At 45.0% G+C, this 17,946-nt stretch carries 14 protein-coding genes; 4 read left to right on the top strand and 10 right to left on the bottom strand.

The window, feature by feature from the left end; translation table 11 throughout:
* Positions 1 to 59: 59 nt before the first annotated feature.
* From murD to mraZ, 7 genes are all read right to left on the bottom strand, one after another.
* Positions 60 to 1,418, bottom strand: coding sequence for a UDP-N-acetylmuramoyl-L-alanine--D-glutamate ligase (gene murD, locus ACJ751_RS20055; protein ID WP_407747301.1), 1,359 nt, complete (start codon positions 1,416 to 1,418; stop codon positions 60 to 62).
* Positions 1,419 to 1,626: 208 nt separating this feature from the next.
* A complete protein-coding gene (mraY, locus tag ACJ751_RS20050; protein WP_407747300.1) occupies positions 1,627 to 2,913 on the bottom strand; it encodes a phospho-N-acetylmuramoyl-pentapeptide-transferase in 1,287 nt (428 codons plus the stop codon).
* Between the two features lie 33 nt (positions 2,914 to 2,946).
* Complete coding sequence (locus ACJ751_RS20045; RefSeq protein WP_407747299.1) at positions 2,947 to 4,410, bottom strand: UDP-N-acetylmuramoyl-L-alanyl-D-glutamate--2,6-diaminopimelate ligase; 1,464 nt, start codon at positions 4,408 to 4,410, stop codon at positions 2,947 to 2,949.
* A gap of 13 nt (positions 4,411 to 4,423) precedes the next feature.
* Positions 4,424 to 6,547, bottom strand: coding sequence for a penicillin-binding protein (locus ACJ751_RS20040; protein ID WP_407747298.1), 2,124 nt, complete (start codon positions 6,545 to 6,547; stop codon positions 4,424 to 4,426).
* 9 nt (positions 6,548 to 6,556) lie between these two features.
* Positions 6,557 to 6,895, bottom strand: coding sequence for an FtsL-like putative cell division protein (locus tag ACJ751_RS20035; RefSeq protein WP_407747297.1), 339 nt, complete (start codon positions 6,893 to 6,895; stop codon positions 6,557 to 6,559).
* Between the two features lie 266 nt (positions 6,896 to 7,161).
* Positions 7,162 to 8,088 carry a 16S rRNA (cytosine(1402)-N(4))-methyltransferase RsmH gene (rsmH, locus tag ACJ751_RS20030; RefSeq protein ID WP_407747296.1) on the bottom strand — a complete coding sequence of 309 codons (927 nt, stop codon included), beginning with the start codon at positions 8,086 to 8,088 and terminating at the stop codon, positions 7,162 to 7,164.
* A gap of 3 nt (positions 8,089 to 8,091) precedes the next feature.
* Entirely contained in the window at positions 8,092 to 8,553 is a 462-nt protein-coding gene (gene mraZ, locus ACJ751_RS20025) for a division/cell wall cluster transcriptional repressor MraZ (protein ID WP_407747295.1), read from the bottom strand.
* 585 nt (positions 8,554 to 9,138) lie between these two features.
* Between mraZ and ACJ751_RS20020 the strand changes: the two genes are divergently transcribed.
* Together ACJ751_RS20020 and ACJ751_RS20015 are read left to right on the top strand one after the other, a co-directional pair.
* Complete coding sequence (locus ACJ751_RS20020) at positions 9,139 to 9,555, top strand: hypothetical protein (RefSeq protein WP_407747294.1); 417 nt, start codon at positions 9,139 to 9,141, stop codon at positions 9,553 to 9,555.
* 752 nt (positions 9,556 to 10,307) lie between these two features.
* A complete protein-coding gene (locus tag ACJ751_RS20015; protein WP_407747293.1) occupies positions 10,308 to 11,606 on the top strand; it encodes an S-adenosylmethionine:tRNA ribosyltransferase-isomerase in 1,299 nt (432 codons plus the stop codon).
* Here the strand turns inward: ACJ751_RS20015 and ACJ751_RS20010 are convergent.
* Positions 11,569 to 12,933: a sensor histidine kinase gene (locus tag ACJ751_RS20010; RefSeq protein ID WP_407747292.1), complete on the bottom strand. Its 1,365-nt coding sequence runs from the start codon at positions 12,931 to 12,933 to the stop codon at positions 11,569 to 11,571. The genes ACJ751_RS20015 and ACJ751_RS20010 overlap by 38 nt on opposite strands.
* Before the next feature lie 344 nt (positions 12,934 to 13,277).
* On the opposite strand from ACJ751_RS20010, the gene ACJ751_RS20005 reads away from it, so the two are divergent.
* Positions 13,278 to 13,829: a YqgE/AlgH family protein gene (locus ACJ751_RS20005; RefSeq protein ID WP_014223435.1), complete on the top strand. Its 552-nt coding sequence runs from the start codon at positions 13,278 to 13,280 to the stop codon at positions 13,827 to 13,829.
* 135 nt (positions 13,830 to 13,964) lie between these two features.
* Here ACJ751_RS20005 and ACJ751_RS20000 read toward each other — a convergent pair whose 3' ends face one another.
* Together ACJ751_RS20000 and ACJ751_RS19995 are read right to left on the bottom strand one after the other, a co-directional pair.
* Positions 13,965 to 14,603, bottom strand: coding sequence for an outer membrane beta-barrel protein (locus tag ACJ751_RS20000; RefSeq protein WP_407747291.1), 639 nt, complete (start codon positions 14,601 to 14,603; stop codon positions 13,965 to 13,967).
* A gap of 36 nt (positions 14,604 to 14,639) precedes the next feature.
* Positions 14,640 to 15,278: a DUF4136 domain-containing protein gene (locus tag ACJ751_RS19995; RefSeq protein WP_407747290.1), complete on the bottom strand. Its 639-nt coding sequence runs from the start codon at positions 15,276 to 15,278 to the stop codon at positions 14,640 to 14,642.
* Between the two features lie 339 nt (positions 15,279 to 15,617).
* Between ACJ751_RS19995 and recG the strand changes: the two genes are divergently transcribed.
* The gene (gene recG, locus ACJ751_RS19990; protein ID WP_407747313.1) at positions 15,618 to 17,738 is read left to right on the top strand and encodes an ATP-dependent DNA helicase RecG; all 2,121 of its coding nucleotides are present in this window, start codon (positions 15,618 to 15,620) and stop codon (positions 17,736 to 17,738) included.
* Positions 17,739 to 17,946: the final 208 nt, after the last annotated feature.

The raw sequence follows: 17,946 nt of genomic DNA, 5'->3' as shown, positions 1-17,946 counted from the left end.
ATGTCTTTTCCAGTGTACTTACTACTTACTACTCACCCCTCTCCTTCATTACTTGCAATTCATAATTCGCGAACTGCCTGTTTGAACTGATCGCCCCGATCTTCATAGTTCTTGAACAGGTCGAAGCTGGCGCAGGCCGGACTCAACAACACGGTATCACCGGGACTGGCAAAATGAAATGCCGCTTTTACTGCTTCGTCTGCACTGTTGGTGTTCACCAACAACTGTACATCGTTTTTAAATGCTTCGTGTATTTTGCGATTATCAGTTCCCAGACAAACGATCGCTTTTACTTTTTCGCGAACGAGTTCTAACAGAATTGAATAATCATTTCCTTTATCTACACCACCCAGTATAAGAATAGTAGGGCGTTCCATGCTTTCCAATGCAAACCAGGTGCTGTTCACATTGGTGGCTTTGCTGTCGTTGATAAATTCAACACCACGCACTGTTGACACCGGCTCCATTCTGTGCGCCAGCGACTCGAATGTTTGAACGGCTACGCGGATCTTCTCCTTCCGGATCCCCATCGTTACACCACCTAATGCTGCTGCCATTGTATTATTCTGGTTGTGTTTGCCCTTTAAAGTAAAATCGCTCACATTCATCTGCATCTTCTCGTCGTCAACTGTAACAGTCATCTGTCCGTTCCTGATAAAGCCGCCCTGGGGTAATTCTTTACTCATACTGAATGGTAATGGGTTAGATTTGATGGAATATTTCTCTAAGTATTGCATGGTCACCTGATCGTCGGCACAGTAAATGAAATAGTCCTGCGCTGTTTGGTTCTCCGCAATCCTGAACTTACTGTGTATATAATTCTCGAACCGGTAATCATAGCGATCCAAATGATCTTCCGAGATATTGGTGAGTATAGCTACATCCGGTCTGAACGTTTGGATATCATCTAACTGAAAGCTGCTGATCTCCGCCACATATAATGGCTTGGGATCTTCTGCTACCTGTTTCGCAAATGAATACCCGATGTTCCCTACGAGCGCACAATCCAAACCTGCTGTTTTGCAAATGTGGTACATCAGCGACGTCGTAGTAGTTTTTCCGTTACTACCGGTAATGCCAATGATCTTACTGTTGCCTTTGTAGCGATATGCAAATTCAATTTCACTGATAACCGGTATTCCTTTTTTCCTGATCTTCTTTACCAACTCATTCTTTTCAGGAATGCCCGGACTCTTCATCACTTCATCTGCATTCAGGATCTTTTCCTCGGTATGTTGATTTGCTTCCCACTCTATTTCATACTTATTCAGCTCATCCTGGTACTTCTCTTTAACTGGTCCACCGTCTGATACAAATACATCATACCCTTGCTTCCTGCCAAGGATGGCAGTGCCTACGCCGCTTTCGCCGGCCCCAAGTATAACCAAACGCTTACTCATTGTAATTACTAACTCCATTACTCCCGATTGCATCGGGAAGCTTTATTATTAATCAGGGATAAACCGGATTAAAGGGGGTTCTTCGTTAGTTTGAATCTTTACTGCTCTACCACACTCTACCTACTACTATGATTGGTTTTCCTTATGTGGAAATTCAGAGTGGTGGTTTTTCAGCAATACACTTTATGTTTTTTAAGGTACCGGCTAACCGATCACGCTCTTTTTATTATCTTACTTTTAAAGTCACTATTGCGAACACAATGCACAGAATGGTTACAATCCAGAACCTTGTTACGATCTTCGACTCATGATACCCCAGTTTTTGATAGTGGTGATGTAGCGGGCTCATCAGGAAGATCCGTTTGCCCTCACCATATTTCCGTTTTGTGTATTTGAAATAGGAAACCTGCAAACTTACGCTCAACACTTCCACCAGGAACACGCCGCAAAAAATGGGTATCAACAATTCTTTCCGCACAATGATGGCCAGCGCTGCAATGATACCGCCTAATGTTAAGCTACCAGTGTCACCCATAAACACCTGCGCGGGATAGGCATTATACCACAGGAACCCTACGCAAGCCCCAATCAACGCACCAATGAATATACTCAGCTCACCCAGGTTGGGGATATACATTATGTTCAGATATTCTGCAAACCTGATGTTCCCACTGGCATACGCAAAGATGCCCAAACACGCCCCGATGATGGCGCTCGTCCCTGTCGCCAACCCATCGATCCCATCTGTTATATTGGCGCCGTTCGATACAGCGGTTACAATAAAGATCACAACGATCACATACAATACCCATGTTAATGAGCGTAACCCGGCTGGTAACAACTTTGAATAGTTGAACTCGTGTGTTTTTACAAACGGAATGGTGGTAATGGGTTCATTCGCTTCCACAAATACTCTCTCCCGGTTATCGATGGGCACCCGGTGGATCTTCACCGTACTTGTATCGGCGGGTAAATTATCACCGGTGAACTCGCGCCATGCTTTTGTATTGTTATTAAACAACAGCGTCATGGCTACTACAAAACCCAGCACTACCTGACCAAGGATCTTAAACCAACCGGCCAACCCGTCTTTATCGCCTTTTTTATATGCTATACCTTGTTGCTGCGCCAGCTTTTTGGCGCGCAGTTTCAGGTAATCATCTATAAATCCTATCAGGCCCAACCATAAGGTTGCAAAAAGCATGAGCCGGATATATGCTTTACTCAGATCGGCCAGTAACAGGGTGGGTACCAGAATGGCGGTGATGATGATGAAACCACCCATTGTTGGCGTTCCCTTTTTTTGTTGCTCACCCGCCAGCCCCAGATCGCGCACTGTTTCGCCCACCTGCTTTTTACGCAGGTAGTTGATGAACTTTTTTCCAAACACCGCTGATATCACCAGCGAGAAAATAACCGCCAGTAATACCCGGGATGTAATGAACTGGAACAGTGCATTTCCCGGTATCTTAACCCCCAATTCCTTTAACCAATTAATTAAATGGTACAGCATATTGGTATTTTTAGGTGAACGCTTTCGTCCTCGCTATTTTTCATACAGCTCAAACATTTCCCGCATCACCTGCTTATCGTCGAAAGGATGTTTTACTCCTTTTATCTCCTGGTATTTTTCGTGGCCCTTGCCTGCTATCAACACTATATCACCTGGTTTTGCCATGCTCACCGCCAGTTTAATGGCTTCCTTGCGATCAACCACTGATACATATTTTCTTTTTGCTGCGGTGTTCAACCCGGTTTCCATATCAGCCAGGATCTGCATCGGATCTTCGCTGCGTGGGTTATCACTGGTGAACACTACTTTATCGCTGTGTTCGCAGGTCACTTCTGCCATCACCGGCCGTTTGGTTTTGTCGCGATCGCCACCACATCCTACTACCGTGATGATCTGCTCGTTCCCTTCGCGCAATTTTTTTATTGTTTGCAACACATTCAGCAATGCATCGGGGGTGTGGGCATAATCTACAATCCCGATTATATGCTGATTGGGCGAAATGATATAGTCAAAGCGGCCTTCTGCCCCGGTGATCTCACTCAAACACCGCAATACTTCCTGTTTATCTTCACCCAAACAAACGGCGGCGCCGTATACTGCCAGCAGGTTGTAGGCATTGAACTCACCTATGAGGCGGAAATGTACTTCCTGCTCGTTAATGGTCATTACCAAACCGGTGAGCCTGTTCTCCAGAATTTTTCCTTTGAACTCGGCCATCGTGCGCAAACTGTACAGGTATTTGTGCGCATGGGTGTTTTGCAGCATCACCTGACCGCGTTTATCGTCGGCATTTGAGATCGCAAATGCGTCGGAAGGCAGCAAGTCGAAGAACGATTTCTTTACCCGGATGTATTCATCAAATGTTTTATGATAATCCAGGTGATCGTGGGTGATGTTACTGAACAAACCGCCTGCATACTTTAACCCGGAAATGCGATGCTGATGAATGGCGTGCGAGCTGGTTTCCATGAATACATGGGAGCAGCCGCTGTTCACCATTTGTTGCAGCAATGCATTCAGCGAGATGGCATCCGGCGTGGTATGGGTGGCTGGCACCACTTCATTCCCTATATGGTTTTGAACCGTGCTTAACAATCCACACTTATACCCCAATGATGTAAAGAGCTTGAATAATAAGGTAGCAATGGTGGTTTTACCGTTGGTGCCGGTTACGCCTACGAGCTGGATCTTTTCGGATGGCTGCCCGTAAAAGTTATGCGCCATATAACCGGCTGCCGCCCCACTGTTCTCTACCTGCACATAGGTTACCCCCTCTTTCAATTCAGCCGGCATGGTTTCGCAGATAATACCTGTTGCACCCTGCATTATCACCTGATCGATATACTGATGACCATCTGTTGCGGATCCCTTCACTGCAATAAAGATCGATCCCTCGCTTACCTTTCGTGAATCCAGCTGCAGGTCACGCACGGGTATACCGGTGTTACCCTGTACCGAGCGAATGCTTACTTTATATAATATATCCTGCAGTGTCACGTTATCGATTTTATTAATTCAATTCCAGCATTACTGTTTGATGACTGTTTACATAGGTCCCCGGCTCTATACTTTGACTTATTACTTTTCCCCGGCCATGGAACGCTACTTTCAATTTTCTGTTCTCCAACAGGAACAGGGCATCTTTTAAACCCATTCCCTTCATATCGGGCATTATATTATTGGTCACCGTTCTTTTGTTCAACACCGATTGATCGTTCGCCACTGCCAGCCGTGACCATTCATCTGCTTTTGCCGAATCGCGATATTTCATCTTCAGCTTTTCCATCACCGCTTTTATATCTTCTGTTGCACCGGCGTATTGATAATTGCTGCTGTCTTTTTTCAATGCTATCTGTCTTATGTTCTGGTCTGCATGTTGTGCATACAATTTATCAGCGATCTCTTTAAATACCGGTCCGGCTATTTTAGCGCCATAATAAACCGGTGCATGTGGTTTGTTCCTAATCACTACAATACAACTGTATTGCGGATTGTTGGCCGGAAAATAACCTGCGAACGATGACTGATAAATTTTATCGGCGTATCCGTTGGGACCGTTGGCCATTAAAGCGGTTCCGGTTTTGCAGGCTGCTTTATAAGGCGCACCTCTCATCAATTCGGCGGCGGTACCATCAGTACAAACACCTTCCAGGCATTCTTTTAAGAGCTTTAATGTTTTGTTGCTGCAAATAGCTTCCTCCAACACTTCCGGCTGATTTTCCTTCACCTTCGCCCCATTTTCCAATACTGCATTTACCAGGTAAGGCTTCATCATTTTGCCATCATTCGCTACTGCATTATATAACATCAATGTTTGCAATGGGCTCACCAGCACTTCGTACCCAAAACTCATCCATGGTAACGATGTCGAGCTCCATGTTTTTGATTTGGGCGTTTTTACTACAGGTCTTGATTCACCCATCAGGTCAATACCTGTTTGTTGATCGAATCGCAGTTTCTTAATGTGATTTACAAACCGGGTCGGATTTTTTCCGTAGTAGGTCATTGCCAGTTTCGCCATGCCCACATTCGAGCTCAGTTCAAATGCGTGTTTTACGGTGGCGTCTGTTCCATGATCTTCTGTATCGTATACCGTTCTTCCGTTCACATTCCAGCTTCCGCCTTCGAGATCGATGTGTTGCTGCAAAGTTATTAATTGATCTTCGAGCAGCGACAACATGGTTGCCAGTTTAAATGTTGAACCTGGCTCCGATGCCTGAATGGCGTAATTAAAGTTTTCCCAATAACTGCCATCGTCTCTCCGGCTCAGGTTAGCAATCGCCTTTATTTTTCCGGTTGCCACTTCCATTACTACACAAGTGCCATATTCACATTCATTTGCAACCAGTACATTCTCTAAAGCATTTTCCGCAATGTCCTGAATGTTTACATCCAGGGTGGTGATGATATCTTTTCCGTTCTGTGGTTCAATTTCCGAGCCATCTACGGGAGCAAATACGCCGGCGGCAATTTTTCTCATCAAACGTTTTCCACTTTCACCGCGCAGTTGATCGTCGTATGTTTTTTCCAAACCCACATTCATACTACGCATTACGCCGCCACTATCCATGTATTCGCGTGATAACCCGATGGTTCTGTTTGCCAGCAGGCCAAACGGGTTCAATCTTTTATCTTTTACATCCGCAATGAAACCGCTTTTGTTTTTTCCTTCGCGCACTAATGGCAAACTACGTAACTGTTTATATTCCTGAAATGTCAGATTCTTTTTTAACAAATAATACCGGTTCTTCCTCTGGTAACCGGTTTTTAATTCACGACGCCAGCTCGCTTTGCTTTTTTCTGGAAACAGCTGTGACAGTCCGTATGACAGTGAATCCAGATTATCTTCGAACCGTTTTCCATTTTTATCACGCAACCCTTCTGCTGCAAAGTCAATATAGATATCGAAATATGGTGTAGAGGTACTAAGCATGCGGCCGTCTTCACTGTAAATGGTACCGCGTTGTGCATCTATCTCTACAAATTTCTGTTGTTGTTCTTTTGCCTGTTCACGCCAGTACGCCCCTTGCACCTGCTGAATGTACACTGCGCGGCCCAGTATTAACAAACTGAATACCACGATGCCCAGAAAGGCCACGTACACCCGCCATAATATGTCCTTTTTAACTTCCAATTTTATTCTTCATTTTTCATTCTCTCCTGTCGAATCAACCAACATGGCTGGTGGCACTCTCAACTCTTTCAACCCCAATGGTTCTACAGCCTTCGCCATTTCACTTTGTTTGCTGCGGAACATCACCTGGCCTTTCAAATAATTGTATTCGTATTGGAATTCCTTCAGTTCATGGTTCACTTTGTTGATGTTGCGTACGGTGTTATCGGCATAGTGCCCGTTCGCGATGTACACAATGGCCAGCACTGCCAGGAAGAGGAAGTAAGGCAAATTCTTCACTATCCACCTGTACCCAAACAACCGTTTCCGTTGTCTTCTTCTACGTGATATTTCTTTTTCTTCACTCATTTTTTAATCAAATAGCGGTCAGACAGGTGCTATCCGTCTAACCGCTAATGAAAGCTTAATTCACGAGGCGTAATTAAAATAATTGCAATTTCTAATACCCTTTATAATGAGAACAAGAACTCTGTCGGTGAGTGGTGAATGGTCAATGGTGATTGTTTTAATGCACCAAGACCTACACCAGTTGAATTTCCAATGCCTACATTCCTTCTACTTCTTCTTCAATTCCGATCTTCCTTTTTAACTTGTTAACTTGTCAACACTATCAACTATTCTCCTTCCTCTACCTTCTCAGCTACCCTTAATCTGGCACTCCGTGCTCTGGGGTTTCTCTTCATTTCTGCATCAGTAGGAACGATTGGCTTTTTTGTTACTGCTTTGAGTGGTGGTGTGGTTGTTGCCCGGCCAAACGCATCGGTTTCCACCTCTTCATCTTCAAAATTCCCTTTGCGAAAGAAGTTCTTTACTATCCGGTCTTCCAGTGAGTGAAACGTTATAATTGCTACACGTCCGGCGGGTTTTAAAAGGGGGGGAACCTGTTGCAGCATGTCTTTCAACGCGCCTAGTTCATCATTCACTTCAATGCGCAAAGCCTGAAATACCTGGGCAAAGTACTTATTAGGATTTCCTTTTACTACGGAATGAAGCGCCTGCTTAAAGTTAGAGATGGTTTTAAGCGAAACGGTTTTTCGAACCTGAACAATGGTTTTGGCCAGTGTTTTTGAATTGGTGACCTCGCCATACTGTTCAAACAATTTGTGCAATTGCTGTTCGGTGTAGGTGTTCACCACTTCAAAAGCGGTGCGTTCCTGGCGTTGGTCCATTCGCATATCCAGGTCGCCTTCAAACCGGGTGCTGAACCCGCGGTCGGCAGTATCGAACTGGTGGCTGCTAACCCCCAGATCTGCCAGAATGCCATCTACCTGGGTAATTTTGTGCAGCCGGCAAAAACGCTGCAAATGCCTGAAATTGTGTGGAACGAAAATGACACGATCATCAGCTGGCACATTTTTCCGGGCATCTGCATCCTGGTCAAAAACAACCATTCGCCCATCGGCATTGAGTTGTTTGAGAATCTCCAGTGAATGTCCGCCACCACCAAAGGTACAATCAACATATACCCCATTGGGGCGAATGCTTAAACCGTCGATCACCTCCTGCAATAAAACCGGTACATGGTAAACAGGCTCACTCATAAATTACATTTGTGTATTTTGACCACCCATTACCCGCTCTGCCAGATCGCTGTACTTTTCCGGTGTAAAAGACTCAAAGAACTGTTGGTACTTACCTTTATCCCAGATTTCAATTTTGTTTATAACAGAAACCAGTACTATATCTTTCTCGAGCCCTGCGTGGGCTTTTAAATTGGGCGGCACTAACATTCTTCCTGCTGAATCCAGATCGCACAGTGAAGCGCCCATTGTGAAATATCTTAAGAACTCTCTATTTTCGGCTTTGTATTCGCTAACTTTACTCAGTTCGGCCAGTATGGGATCCCAGTTTTTTTTGGGATATAAAGTCAAACATTTTTCAAAACCACGAGCTATGACAAATTGGTCTCCTGCATCCTCCGGCATTTGCTTTTTAATGCCTGCCGGTAGGAGAAAACGCCCTTTTGCGTCGAGGGTTGCTTCGTATTCTCCGAGAAATTGTATCATTTACAATGAGTTGCACCTTTTTGTCTAATACCTACACAAAATAACACTTTTTCCCACTTTCTTACCCAGATTGTGAAAAATTATTTTTTCCACAAGGAATTTTATTTGTATACAGATGAACACCAGTGATTTCTGGGGGTTTTCACCTATTCTCCCGCTAAAAACATGTGCATAAGCATGTGGATACGTGTGCATAACTGTGCATAAGCTGTGAATTTGCTGGGAAAGTGTGATTTCGGTGCTATTTTTGGTCCGGGAAGGCCACAAACGAACCGTAAGTAGCCTAAAAATGACCGGTAATGGCTTCCAAATGGCTGTCTATGGCGGTGGGAAAAAGGGGGAAATGGCTATTCCGTTGGTTTGGCTGGTGGGGAAAAGTGTCAATTCCGAATCGGAAAACCGGGTTGGTGGGAGAAAATAGGAGGAATTATTTAGTTACCGGTTTGCCAGTTACCGGGTATCGGTTTGCCAATTCAAAATTTTTAGTTTATGGTTGTAAACGTTGGCCAGCGAGTTCTAAATTGGCGTGTTTGATTTGAACTTTTAATATTCTACATTCGATATTCATAATTTCAAGACTTCCCAATGCCTGGTTACTCCGGCACACCGCTGATTAAAAAACTGGGCATTACTTCTGCCATGAAAGTGCAATTGATAAATGCCCCGGCGGAATATTTTGACTGGTTGCATACCGACATTCGCCCTCAACTGGTACGCCAACCGGACAATGAAACACCTCATTTTGTTCATGCCTTTGTTACTTCTACTGCTCAATTCATGGCCATTTTTAAAGATCTCATTGCTATTTACAAAGCAAACCCTACTGTAATAATCTGGGTAAGCTGGTACAAGAAAAGCGCCCGCATCATCACCGATGTTACCGAAGATACCATTCGCCATTACGCCCTGCAACACGACCTGGTTGATGTAAAGGTTTGCGCCGTTTCAGACCAATGGAGCGGGCTGAAACTGGTTGTTAGAAAAGAATTAAGGAACTGCTGATATTAAACCAGCTTCAATAAACCAGGGGTTGTATGGTTTGCTTTGGATGACTCGTAAGTAGCCAACTTTAGGAGGTAAGTTGCCAACTTTGGTGTACAGGTTGGCTACTTACTATCAAATGTTCCTTACTTATGACCTGAAGTTGGCTACTTGTGTGGCAAAGTAACCAACTATTGATTTAAAATTCCAGAGATATACGCTAAAGTTAGGAACATGAGCTTCAAAGTAAGCTACTTGTGTGTCAATGTTTGCTATGGATGAGTCATCCAAAGCAACATCTGTTTCAAAGTTGGCAACTTTTCGCAAAAGTTCCCAACTTTCGGCCAATCTTGAGAACTGGTATTAATGGTAACTGGGTAATTAAACTGTTCAACTATTAAGTTATGATGATTTATAGACTCCTTGCAGGATGTGGCTCGAAGCTTGTGGCTAATATATGTATGCTGTGAAGGAAAAAATAAAAAAAGCCTCCCGGAGGGGAGGCTGCACTAATCAAATACCATTAACCATTAAACCTTATCCTATGCCACTAAGTTACTAAAGATTTAAATACGCGTCAATATTATTTTTGAATTAAATAAAAACTAAATCGAAGTCAACTTCTTACTAATAGTTGATAGTTTTTATACTTTTTTTTAGTCATACTAAATTGTCGTTTGTACTGATAAAACACTTGTAAACAGGGCCTTTCAACCTTCTCCGCCGGTATTTGCAAGCCTCCCACTCTTCAACACGCGTTAATCATCACCCCATTGCAATTTTACGCGTCACTCACTATCTTTGCACCTCATCAAAACCGCGGCAGTTGGCCGCCTAATACGATGCATCCAAAAGAGCTATCAGTTCACTATTTTACCTATGAGCTGCCGGAGCAAAAGATTGCCCGGTACCCGCTCCCCGAAAGAGACAGTTCCCGCCTCCTCATCTATAAAGAAGGAGCCATTCACGAAGCCATTTACCGGGACATTTACCAGTATTTTCCCTCCGATTCCCTGCTGATCTTCAATAACACCAAAGTGGTGGCAGCCCGCCTGTTGTTTCAAAAACCAACCGGCGCCGTAGTGGAGATCTTTTGCCTGGAACCGCCGCCCCGGTATGCCGACATGACCACCGCCATGACCCAAAAGGGCCAGGTTACCTGGATCTGTCTTATCGGCGGCGCCAGCAAATGGAAACCTGGTCAGATCCTGGAAAAGAAAATGAGCTGGAACAACCAGGAAATAATCCTGCATGCCCGCTACCTGGGCAAGGAAAAAGACAGCTTTGCGATTGAATTATCCTGGACACCGGAATCGCTCACCTTTGCGGAGGTATTACATGTTGCCGGCAACATTCCCCTGCCCCCGTATATAAAACGCGAAGTGGAACAGGCAGACAGCGACCGGTATCAAACTATTTATGCCAATACCGAAGGTTCGGTAGCCGCTCCTACAGCCGGTTTGCATTTTACTGATGCGGTGTTTGAACAGCTTGACCGCAAACAGATCCTGCGGGAGTACGTTACCCTGCATGTGGGCGCCGGCACCTTTAAACCGGTGAAGAGCGAGACCATGGGCGAGCACCCCATGCATGCTGAGTTCATTGATGTAAGCACCAGTACTATCGAACGTATTTTACAGTACCTCGATAAACACATCACCGTTGTTGGCACTACTTCCCTGCGCACCATTGAAAGCCTGTACTGGCTGGGCGTGAAAACGGCGCGCCAACCTAATCTGCTGTTGGAGGATCTGGTAGTGCATCAGTGGGACCCGTATGAATTGGATGGAAAGCCTATTGCGGCAAAAACAGCCCTGAAAAGCCTGTTGCAGTATATGCATGCGCATAAAATGGACCGCATCATCACCAAAACTTCTTTGCTGATCGCCCCGGGTTATACCTTTCAAATACCGCGGGCGCTGGTCACTAATTTTCACCAGCCGCAATCCACGTTGCTGCTATTGGTAGCAGCTTTTGTGGGTAACGACTGGCGAAAAATATATACGTATGCGTTAGAGAATGAGTTTCGCTTTCTTAGCTATGGCGATGGTTGTTTGTTGTTTCGGCAGTAGCGATGTCCTTATCCTTAATCAGCGGAATTTCGAGGGTGAAAGCAGAGCCTTTGCCCAACACGCTGTCGACCTTGATCTTTCCATCATGGGCATCAACCACGGTCTTTACATAGCTTAAGCCCAAACCGAAGCCTTTTACATTATGAAGATTACCCGTGTGGGCGCGATAGAATTTTTCAAATATCCGCCTCACGGTTTCTTTGCTCATACCAATACCATTGTCTTCTATTCGTATGCCAATGAATTTATTGGTATTGTAGGTAGCGATCTTTATTATGAGATTGTCCTTTGAATATTTAACTGCATTGTCAACCAGGTTCGAGATCAGGTTACGGAAATGCACCTGGTCGGCCTCCACAAAATCGAAACGGGCATCGAGGCTCAGTTCGGCATGGGCGCCTTTTTCTTCCAGTTGCAGGATATAGTTATCCATGATCTCGTGAATAAGGTCATGTACATGCAGGGGCACCTTGTTCAGCGTTAATTCCTGGCGGTCCATAACAGCTGCCTGCAGAATGGTTTCCACATGCTTGTTCATGCGTTTATTCTCTTCCTTAATAATACTGCTGAAGTAGTTCATTTTCTCCCGGTCCTGCACCACTTTTTCATTGCGCAACGCATCAACCGCCAGCGAAATGGTGGCCAACGGCGTTTTGAACTCATGCGTCATATTATTAATAAAGTCGTTCTTTATTTCACTGAGCTTTTTCTGACGCAACAAGGCATTTACCGTAATATAAAAAGCCGTGATGATCATCAGGGTGAAGAATACCGCACCCACGATCATCCACCGCATATCGTTCAGTACTACTTTTTTAACGTTGGGAACTATAACGGTCATTATTTCCTCGGGCACCAGGTTTTCGAGGTCGCTGCCACTGGGCGGCTGAAAAATATAATACAACACCAGGTTGCGGTCGCTGGCCGTATCTTCTACCTGGTTTAAGAAGGCCCGCGATTTTATTTCGTATGAAAGCAGGTTTACATTGCTGGTGATGGCAAATTCAAACTTCACGTCTTTTAACCCCTGGGTGGAAAAGGCTTTGTGTAATTTGTCGGCCACTTCCTGTTCAGTAAATTTCTGGGCTATGGTGGGAGGCCGCATCAGTTCTGACCTGAACTGCTCTGACTGCAGGCTGAAATCAGGTCGTACGCGGTAATTTTTAAGCGATGGCAGGGAGTTCTTTTGCTCCATCAGGTTCATACCAACCTCGTTAATACCACGGATCAATTTGTACCTGAACTCCTCATGCTTGTCAACCAGCATGGTACGTAACCAGCTATACTGTACGTAAATGGTTCCAATCAGCGATAAGCTGATTAACACAATGATGACAGGAAAAATTTTCCTTAACTGCAATGTCTTAGGTTTTAATAACGCCGCTGTTGTCATTATCTACCGGTTATCCTTTTCTACTTAACATCTCCTTGTTTATGGGAAATTCCAACATCCCACGCAGATAATTTTAGTAACCGGCAAATTTAATAAACGTATTTAGTAGCTCCCATGGCACGGATTTCGTAGCCTATGGTTTAACTTAGATTTACCAAGTTAGCCTCCCGACAAGCCGGGAAACTTTAGCAAGCCACTAACTTATAAAAGTTTTATTGAATCGCTAAAATTTTTGAACAATCATTTTCTGTACCCGTTTTAAATATTAATTTCAGGATATGGTAAACCCAGGACCAGGTATATTACTTATTGCAGAGCCTTTTTTGAAGGACCCGAATTTTAGCCGCACTGTTGTTTTTTTATGTGATCATCAGGATGAAGGCAGTTTTGGTTTTGTAATAAACCGTGTGTTTGGCCATACCCTGAATGAGCTGATGAACGACCTGGATGAATTAAAGCTTCCTGTTTTTTATGGTGGTCCGGTTCAAATGGATACTATTCACTTTTTACATCAATATCCCGACCTGATACCCGGAAGTTACGAAGTGTTGGACGGTATTTACTGGGGGGGCGATTTTGAAACAGCTATCACCCTCATAAAAGCCGGCTCTATTGACACTACAAAGATCCGGTTTTTTATAGGCTATTCCGGCTGGGGCAGCGGTCAGCTGAATGATGAACTGAAAGAAAAATCATGGCTTACCGCCCAGGCCACCCGTAAGCTGGTATTCCATCGCAAAGCCGATGAGATCTGGAAGGAATCCCTCAAACATCTTGGTGGCGATTATGAAATGATGGCTAATTTCCCGGTTGATCCGCAGCTTAATTAACCCCCCTGCCCCCTAAAGGGGGAGCCAATACCATAGATAAAGAACGCTTAAAATAAAACAAGGGTACATGTTGCATCTAACTTGCAATGTGTACCCTTAAATTTAATTGCTATCACCCTCTTTAGGGGGACGGGATTACGAACCTATCGGGAACTTAATACCCACTCCCGCTCCCCAGTTATTCAGGTTTTCAACGCCATTCATTTTATACGGCATGTAGTTGTATGCGCCGAACAGGTGAATGCCGGCAGGCCCTTCTTTCCGGAACGGTACAAACAAACCTACTTCGGGCCGGGCGGCGAATTTGAAGCTCGACTTTGAATTTTCAAACTCACCCAGGTACTGATCGTATATGATCATATTGCCGCCAACGCCTACCCCAACATAGGGTTGAACCGTTTTACCGGGCAACAGCCGGTATTGAAACTGAGCCAGGATGGGTACGGTTTGAATAGAATTGGTTACCACCGCCGATACCTCGCCGCCTTCGTTCAACTTATATACGGCGCGGGGATACTTCTGGTAGAAATCCTGGAAACCGGTTCCCACCCCTACCGAAATATTGGGTGTAATGTTATATAACAGGTTGGCCGTCCAGCCACGGGCGGAAGTTTTTTCAATGGCATCGTTCTTAAAAGAGTTGCCGGGAATACCTACGGCATAATTCAGATCGAGCTGCAACCGCTTTTCCTGGGCCTTGCTGTTAAACGGGATCAAGGCCAAAAAGAACAGACTGGTAATCAAAAGCATAGCCGTTCTAAACTGCGTTTTCATATCTGTAATTTTTTAAATTCATAATTGAAATAGAGATCAGGAGGCTTTAAAGTAGCTGCTTTGGTCAAACAGCGCCTTTACCCCGGTGTTAGCGGCAGAAACGCTAAAAACGCCTGAGCCCCTGAGCAGGCCGTTCCAGATACCGCTGATCTTGTTGGACTCTTTGGCATCTTTTAGATCGAAGATGTCGATCGACATAGCCCCTTCGGTAATGGAATAGGTTCCATAATAATACGAGGGGAAGGAGTAACCATAACCGCCGTAACCCCAGTAATCGGGCCCCCAGTAGGAACCATAATAAGGATCCCAGTACGAGCCATAATCAAATACCCCGGTGCTCGTATTGTAGATCTGGCTGACGGTAATACCCAGGTCGGGATTCTGGTTTTTGTTTACCAGCGTATACCCGCGTTGGGTAAGCTGGTCTTTCACCGCCTGAATGTAAGCAGCGTCTGAAGCGGACAGCTCTTTACCCAGTAACTTATTGTTTTGGATAACGGCCACCGAATCGGCGATGCTGAACGTTTTAAAAGAAGAGAAACTAACGGAGTCGGCATGTTTGGTGATGTAGATCTGTCCTTCATCACCTTCAAGATTCTTGACAGGGTCTTTCTTGCAGCTGGTCATAGCGAGTATACCTGCTGCCATTAGCACGGGAATCACTATTTTCTTCATAACCTACATTATTTTAACATTGTGAATGTATAATTGAAACAAGGTTTATTGCTCAATGTTTGCAATTTGCATTCCTTAACACCTCTGTAACAAGGGATTAAAATATTATTAATGCCGGGGATGGTAAAAATGGGGCGAGGAAGAGGTAGAGTGACAAGGCAGAGAGCAAAGGGCAGAGGGCAGAGATGAAAGGCAGACGGCAGACGGCAAACGGCAGACAGCACCGGAGCCCTCGACTTCGCTAAGGGTCTTTTCCTGGTCAACTGGTCAACTGGTTAACTGGTCAACCTGCTACTTGACCCTATTTCCAACTTCGTTGACTTAAGCCTTTTCCATTAAATTTGCGGCATCAGCCGAACAACCGACATATTAGCCAGTCCCATTGAGTACCTGAAGGGTGTGGGGCCGCAACGGGCCGACCTGCTCAAAAAAGAGCTGAATGTTTTCTCCTTTAAAGACCTGCTTGAGCTGGTGCCCTATCGCCACCTCGATAAAACCAAGGTGAATCTCATTCGGGACATTACTCCGCAAACCGACTTTATTCAAATTGCCGGTGTTCTCAAAAGCACCGGTTTAATGGGGGAAAAAAGAGGCAAACGCCTGGTGGCGGAATTACGGGATAGCACAGGCACCATTGAGCTGGTATGGTTTCAGGGCATTAACTGGATCCAGAAAAGCCTCACCATTGGCCAAACCTACCTGGTTTATGGTAAAGTGAGTTTTTTTCAGGGCACACCCCAAATTACCCATCCCGAGCTGGAAACCTTTAGCAAAGAGAAGCTGGAAGGGAAAAGCACATTGGAACCTGTTTACCCCAGCACAGAAAAATTAAAATCCCGGGGAATGGGTGGCCGGCAGTTAGGCCATTTTACAGAAACTTTGATTAAATTACTACAGGAAAATAATATTCCTGAAATACTACCGGAATCGGTGCTGCAACCCCTGCAACTGATGCCCCGCTTCAGGGCTTTTGTGAACATGCATTTTCCGCCCGACCTGGAAACGTGGCAGCAGGCAATAAACCGGTTGAAGTTTGAAGAATTTTTTATAGCCCAGATCCGGATGGGTCTGTTGCGGCAGCAACGGCACCGGTATTCAAAGGGTATTGTGTTTGGCCAGGTGGGCGAGATCTTCAATACTTTCTATGAAAAATATCTGCCGTTTGAACTAACAGGCGCACAAAAAAGAGTAATAAAAGAGATCAGGCGTGATACAGGCAGTGGCAAACAAATGAACCGCCTGCTGCAAGGTGATGTAGGGAGTGGCAAAACCATTGTAGCCTTACTGGTATTACTGCTGGCCATCGATAACGGTTACCAGGGTTGCCTGTTGGCCCCTACCGAAATACTGACCCAGCAACATTTCAACAGCATCAGCAAACTGTTGAAAGAACTGCCGGTTAATGTGCGCATGCTAACGGGTTCAACAAAGACCAAAGAACGCAAAGAGATATATAAAGGTTTGGAAGAAGGCACCATTAATTTTGTGGTGGGAACCCATGCCATCCTGGAAGATACCGTGAAATTTAAAAACCTGGGGCTGGCCATTATTGATGAACAGCACCGGTTTGGCGTAGCGCAGCGCGCCAAATTGTGGAGCAAGGGAGCCATACCGCCACACGTGCTGGTAATGACGGCAACGCCTATTCCGCGCACGCTGGCCATGACGGCCTATGGCGACCTGGATACGAGTATCATAGATGAGCTGCCACCCAACCGTAAGCCTATTTTAACCGTACATCGTTATGAGACGGTTCGCAGCCAGGTAATGGATTTTATAAAGGCTGAAATAACGAAAGGACGGCAGGCTTATATTGTATTTCCGCTCATTGAAGAATCGGAGAAACTGGATTACGAAAACCTGATGAAGGGTTATGAAAATGTGCAGGCATACTTCCCTGAACCAAAGTACTGGATCAGTATGGTGCACGGCCAGCAAACGCAGGAAGTTCGTAATACCAATATGCATCGCTTTAAAACCGGCGACACGCAGATCATGGTGGGTACAACGGTTATTGAAGTAGGCGTTGATGTACCCAATGCCAGCGTAATGGTGATAGAAAATGCGGAAAAATTTGGTCTTTCGCAATTGCATCAGTTACGTGGCCGCGTAGGCCGGGGAAGCGAAAAAAGTTTCTGCATATTATTATCCGGTTCAAAACTGAACAATGATGCCCGGGAACGGTTAAACACTATGTGTGCTACGAACGACGGTTTCAGGATAGCAGAGAAAGATCTTGAATTACGTGGTCCCGGCGATATTGAAGGCACCCGTCAAAGCGGGGCCTTGAATTTTAAACTGGCAAGTATCGTTCAGGACAGAAAGTGGCTCGAGATTGCCCGCGAAACAGCCGAACGTGTACTTGATGCAGATCCTGACCTGGCTTCGGCAACAAATTTGCAGCTAAAAAATTACCTGCAATCGCTTCAGGGGAAAACCGCCTGGAGCAAGATTTCGTAGGTATGTGAGCAACATAAACCAACACTGCTATTTCACGCAGTTTATAATTCGCCCTGCCAAGGGAAATTGTAAACGTCCAACTGCTTTACTTGAGTTAAGGTTTGTACATATTGATAGTACCGTAACATTGTTAATTCCATCTATTGCGATATACACTGCAAGGTTTAATATGCTTTTAATATTATGCTGCGCAGCGTAGTGGTTTACT

Origin of the sequence: Niastella sp. (assembly GCF_045805085.1) — a bacterium.
Taxonomy (GTDB): Bacteria; Bacteroidota; Bacteroidia; order Chitinophagales; family Chitinophagaceae; genus Niastella.
This window is presented reverse-complemented; position numbering and strand designations above follow the sequence as displayed.

Excerpts from the sequence above, each read along its gene's own strand:
- ACJ751_RS20020 (WP_407747294.1), top strand. The coding sequence starts at position 9,139 with ATGCCTGGTTACTCCGGCACACCGCTGATTAAAAAACTGGGCATTACT.
- ACJ751_RS20000 (WP_407747291.1), bottom strand. The coding sequence starts at position 14,603 with ATGAAAACGCAGTTTAGAACGGCTATGCTTTTGATTACCAGTCTGTTC.
- ACJ751_RS19995 (WP_407747290.1), bottom strand. The coding sequence starts at position 15,278 with ATGAAGAAAATAGTGATTCCCGTGCTAATGGCAGCAGGTATACTCGCT.
- mraZ (WP_407747295.1), bottom strand. The coding sequence starts at position 8,553 with ATGATACAATTTCTCGGAGAATACGAAGCAACCCTCGACGCAAAAGGG.
- ACJ751_RS20035 (WP_407747297.1), bottom strand. The coding sequence starts at position 6,895 with ATGAGTGAAGAAAAAGAAATATCACGTAGAAGAAGACAACGGAAACGG.
- mraY (WP_407747300.1), bottom strand. The coding sequence starts at position 2,913 with ATGCTGTACCATTTAATTAATTGGTTAAAGGAATTGGGGGTTAAGATA.
- rsmH (WP_407747296.1), bottom strand. The coding sequence starts at position 8,088 with ATGAGTGAGCCTGTTTACCATGTACCGGTTTTATTGCAGGAGGTGATC.
- murD (WP_407747301.1), bottom strand. The coding sequence starts at position 1,418 with ATGGAGTTAGTAATTACAATGAGTAAGCGTTTGGTTATACTTGGGGCC.
- ACJ751_RS20005 (WP_014223435.1), top strand. The coding sequence starts at position 13,278 with ATGGTAAACCCAGGACCAGGTATATTACTTATTGCAGAGCCTTTTTTG.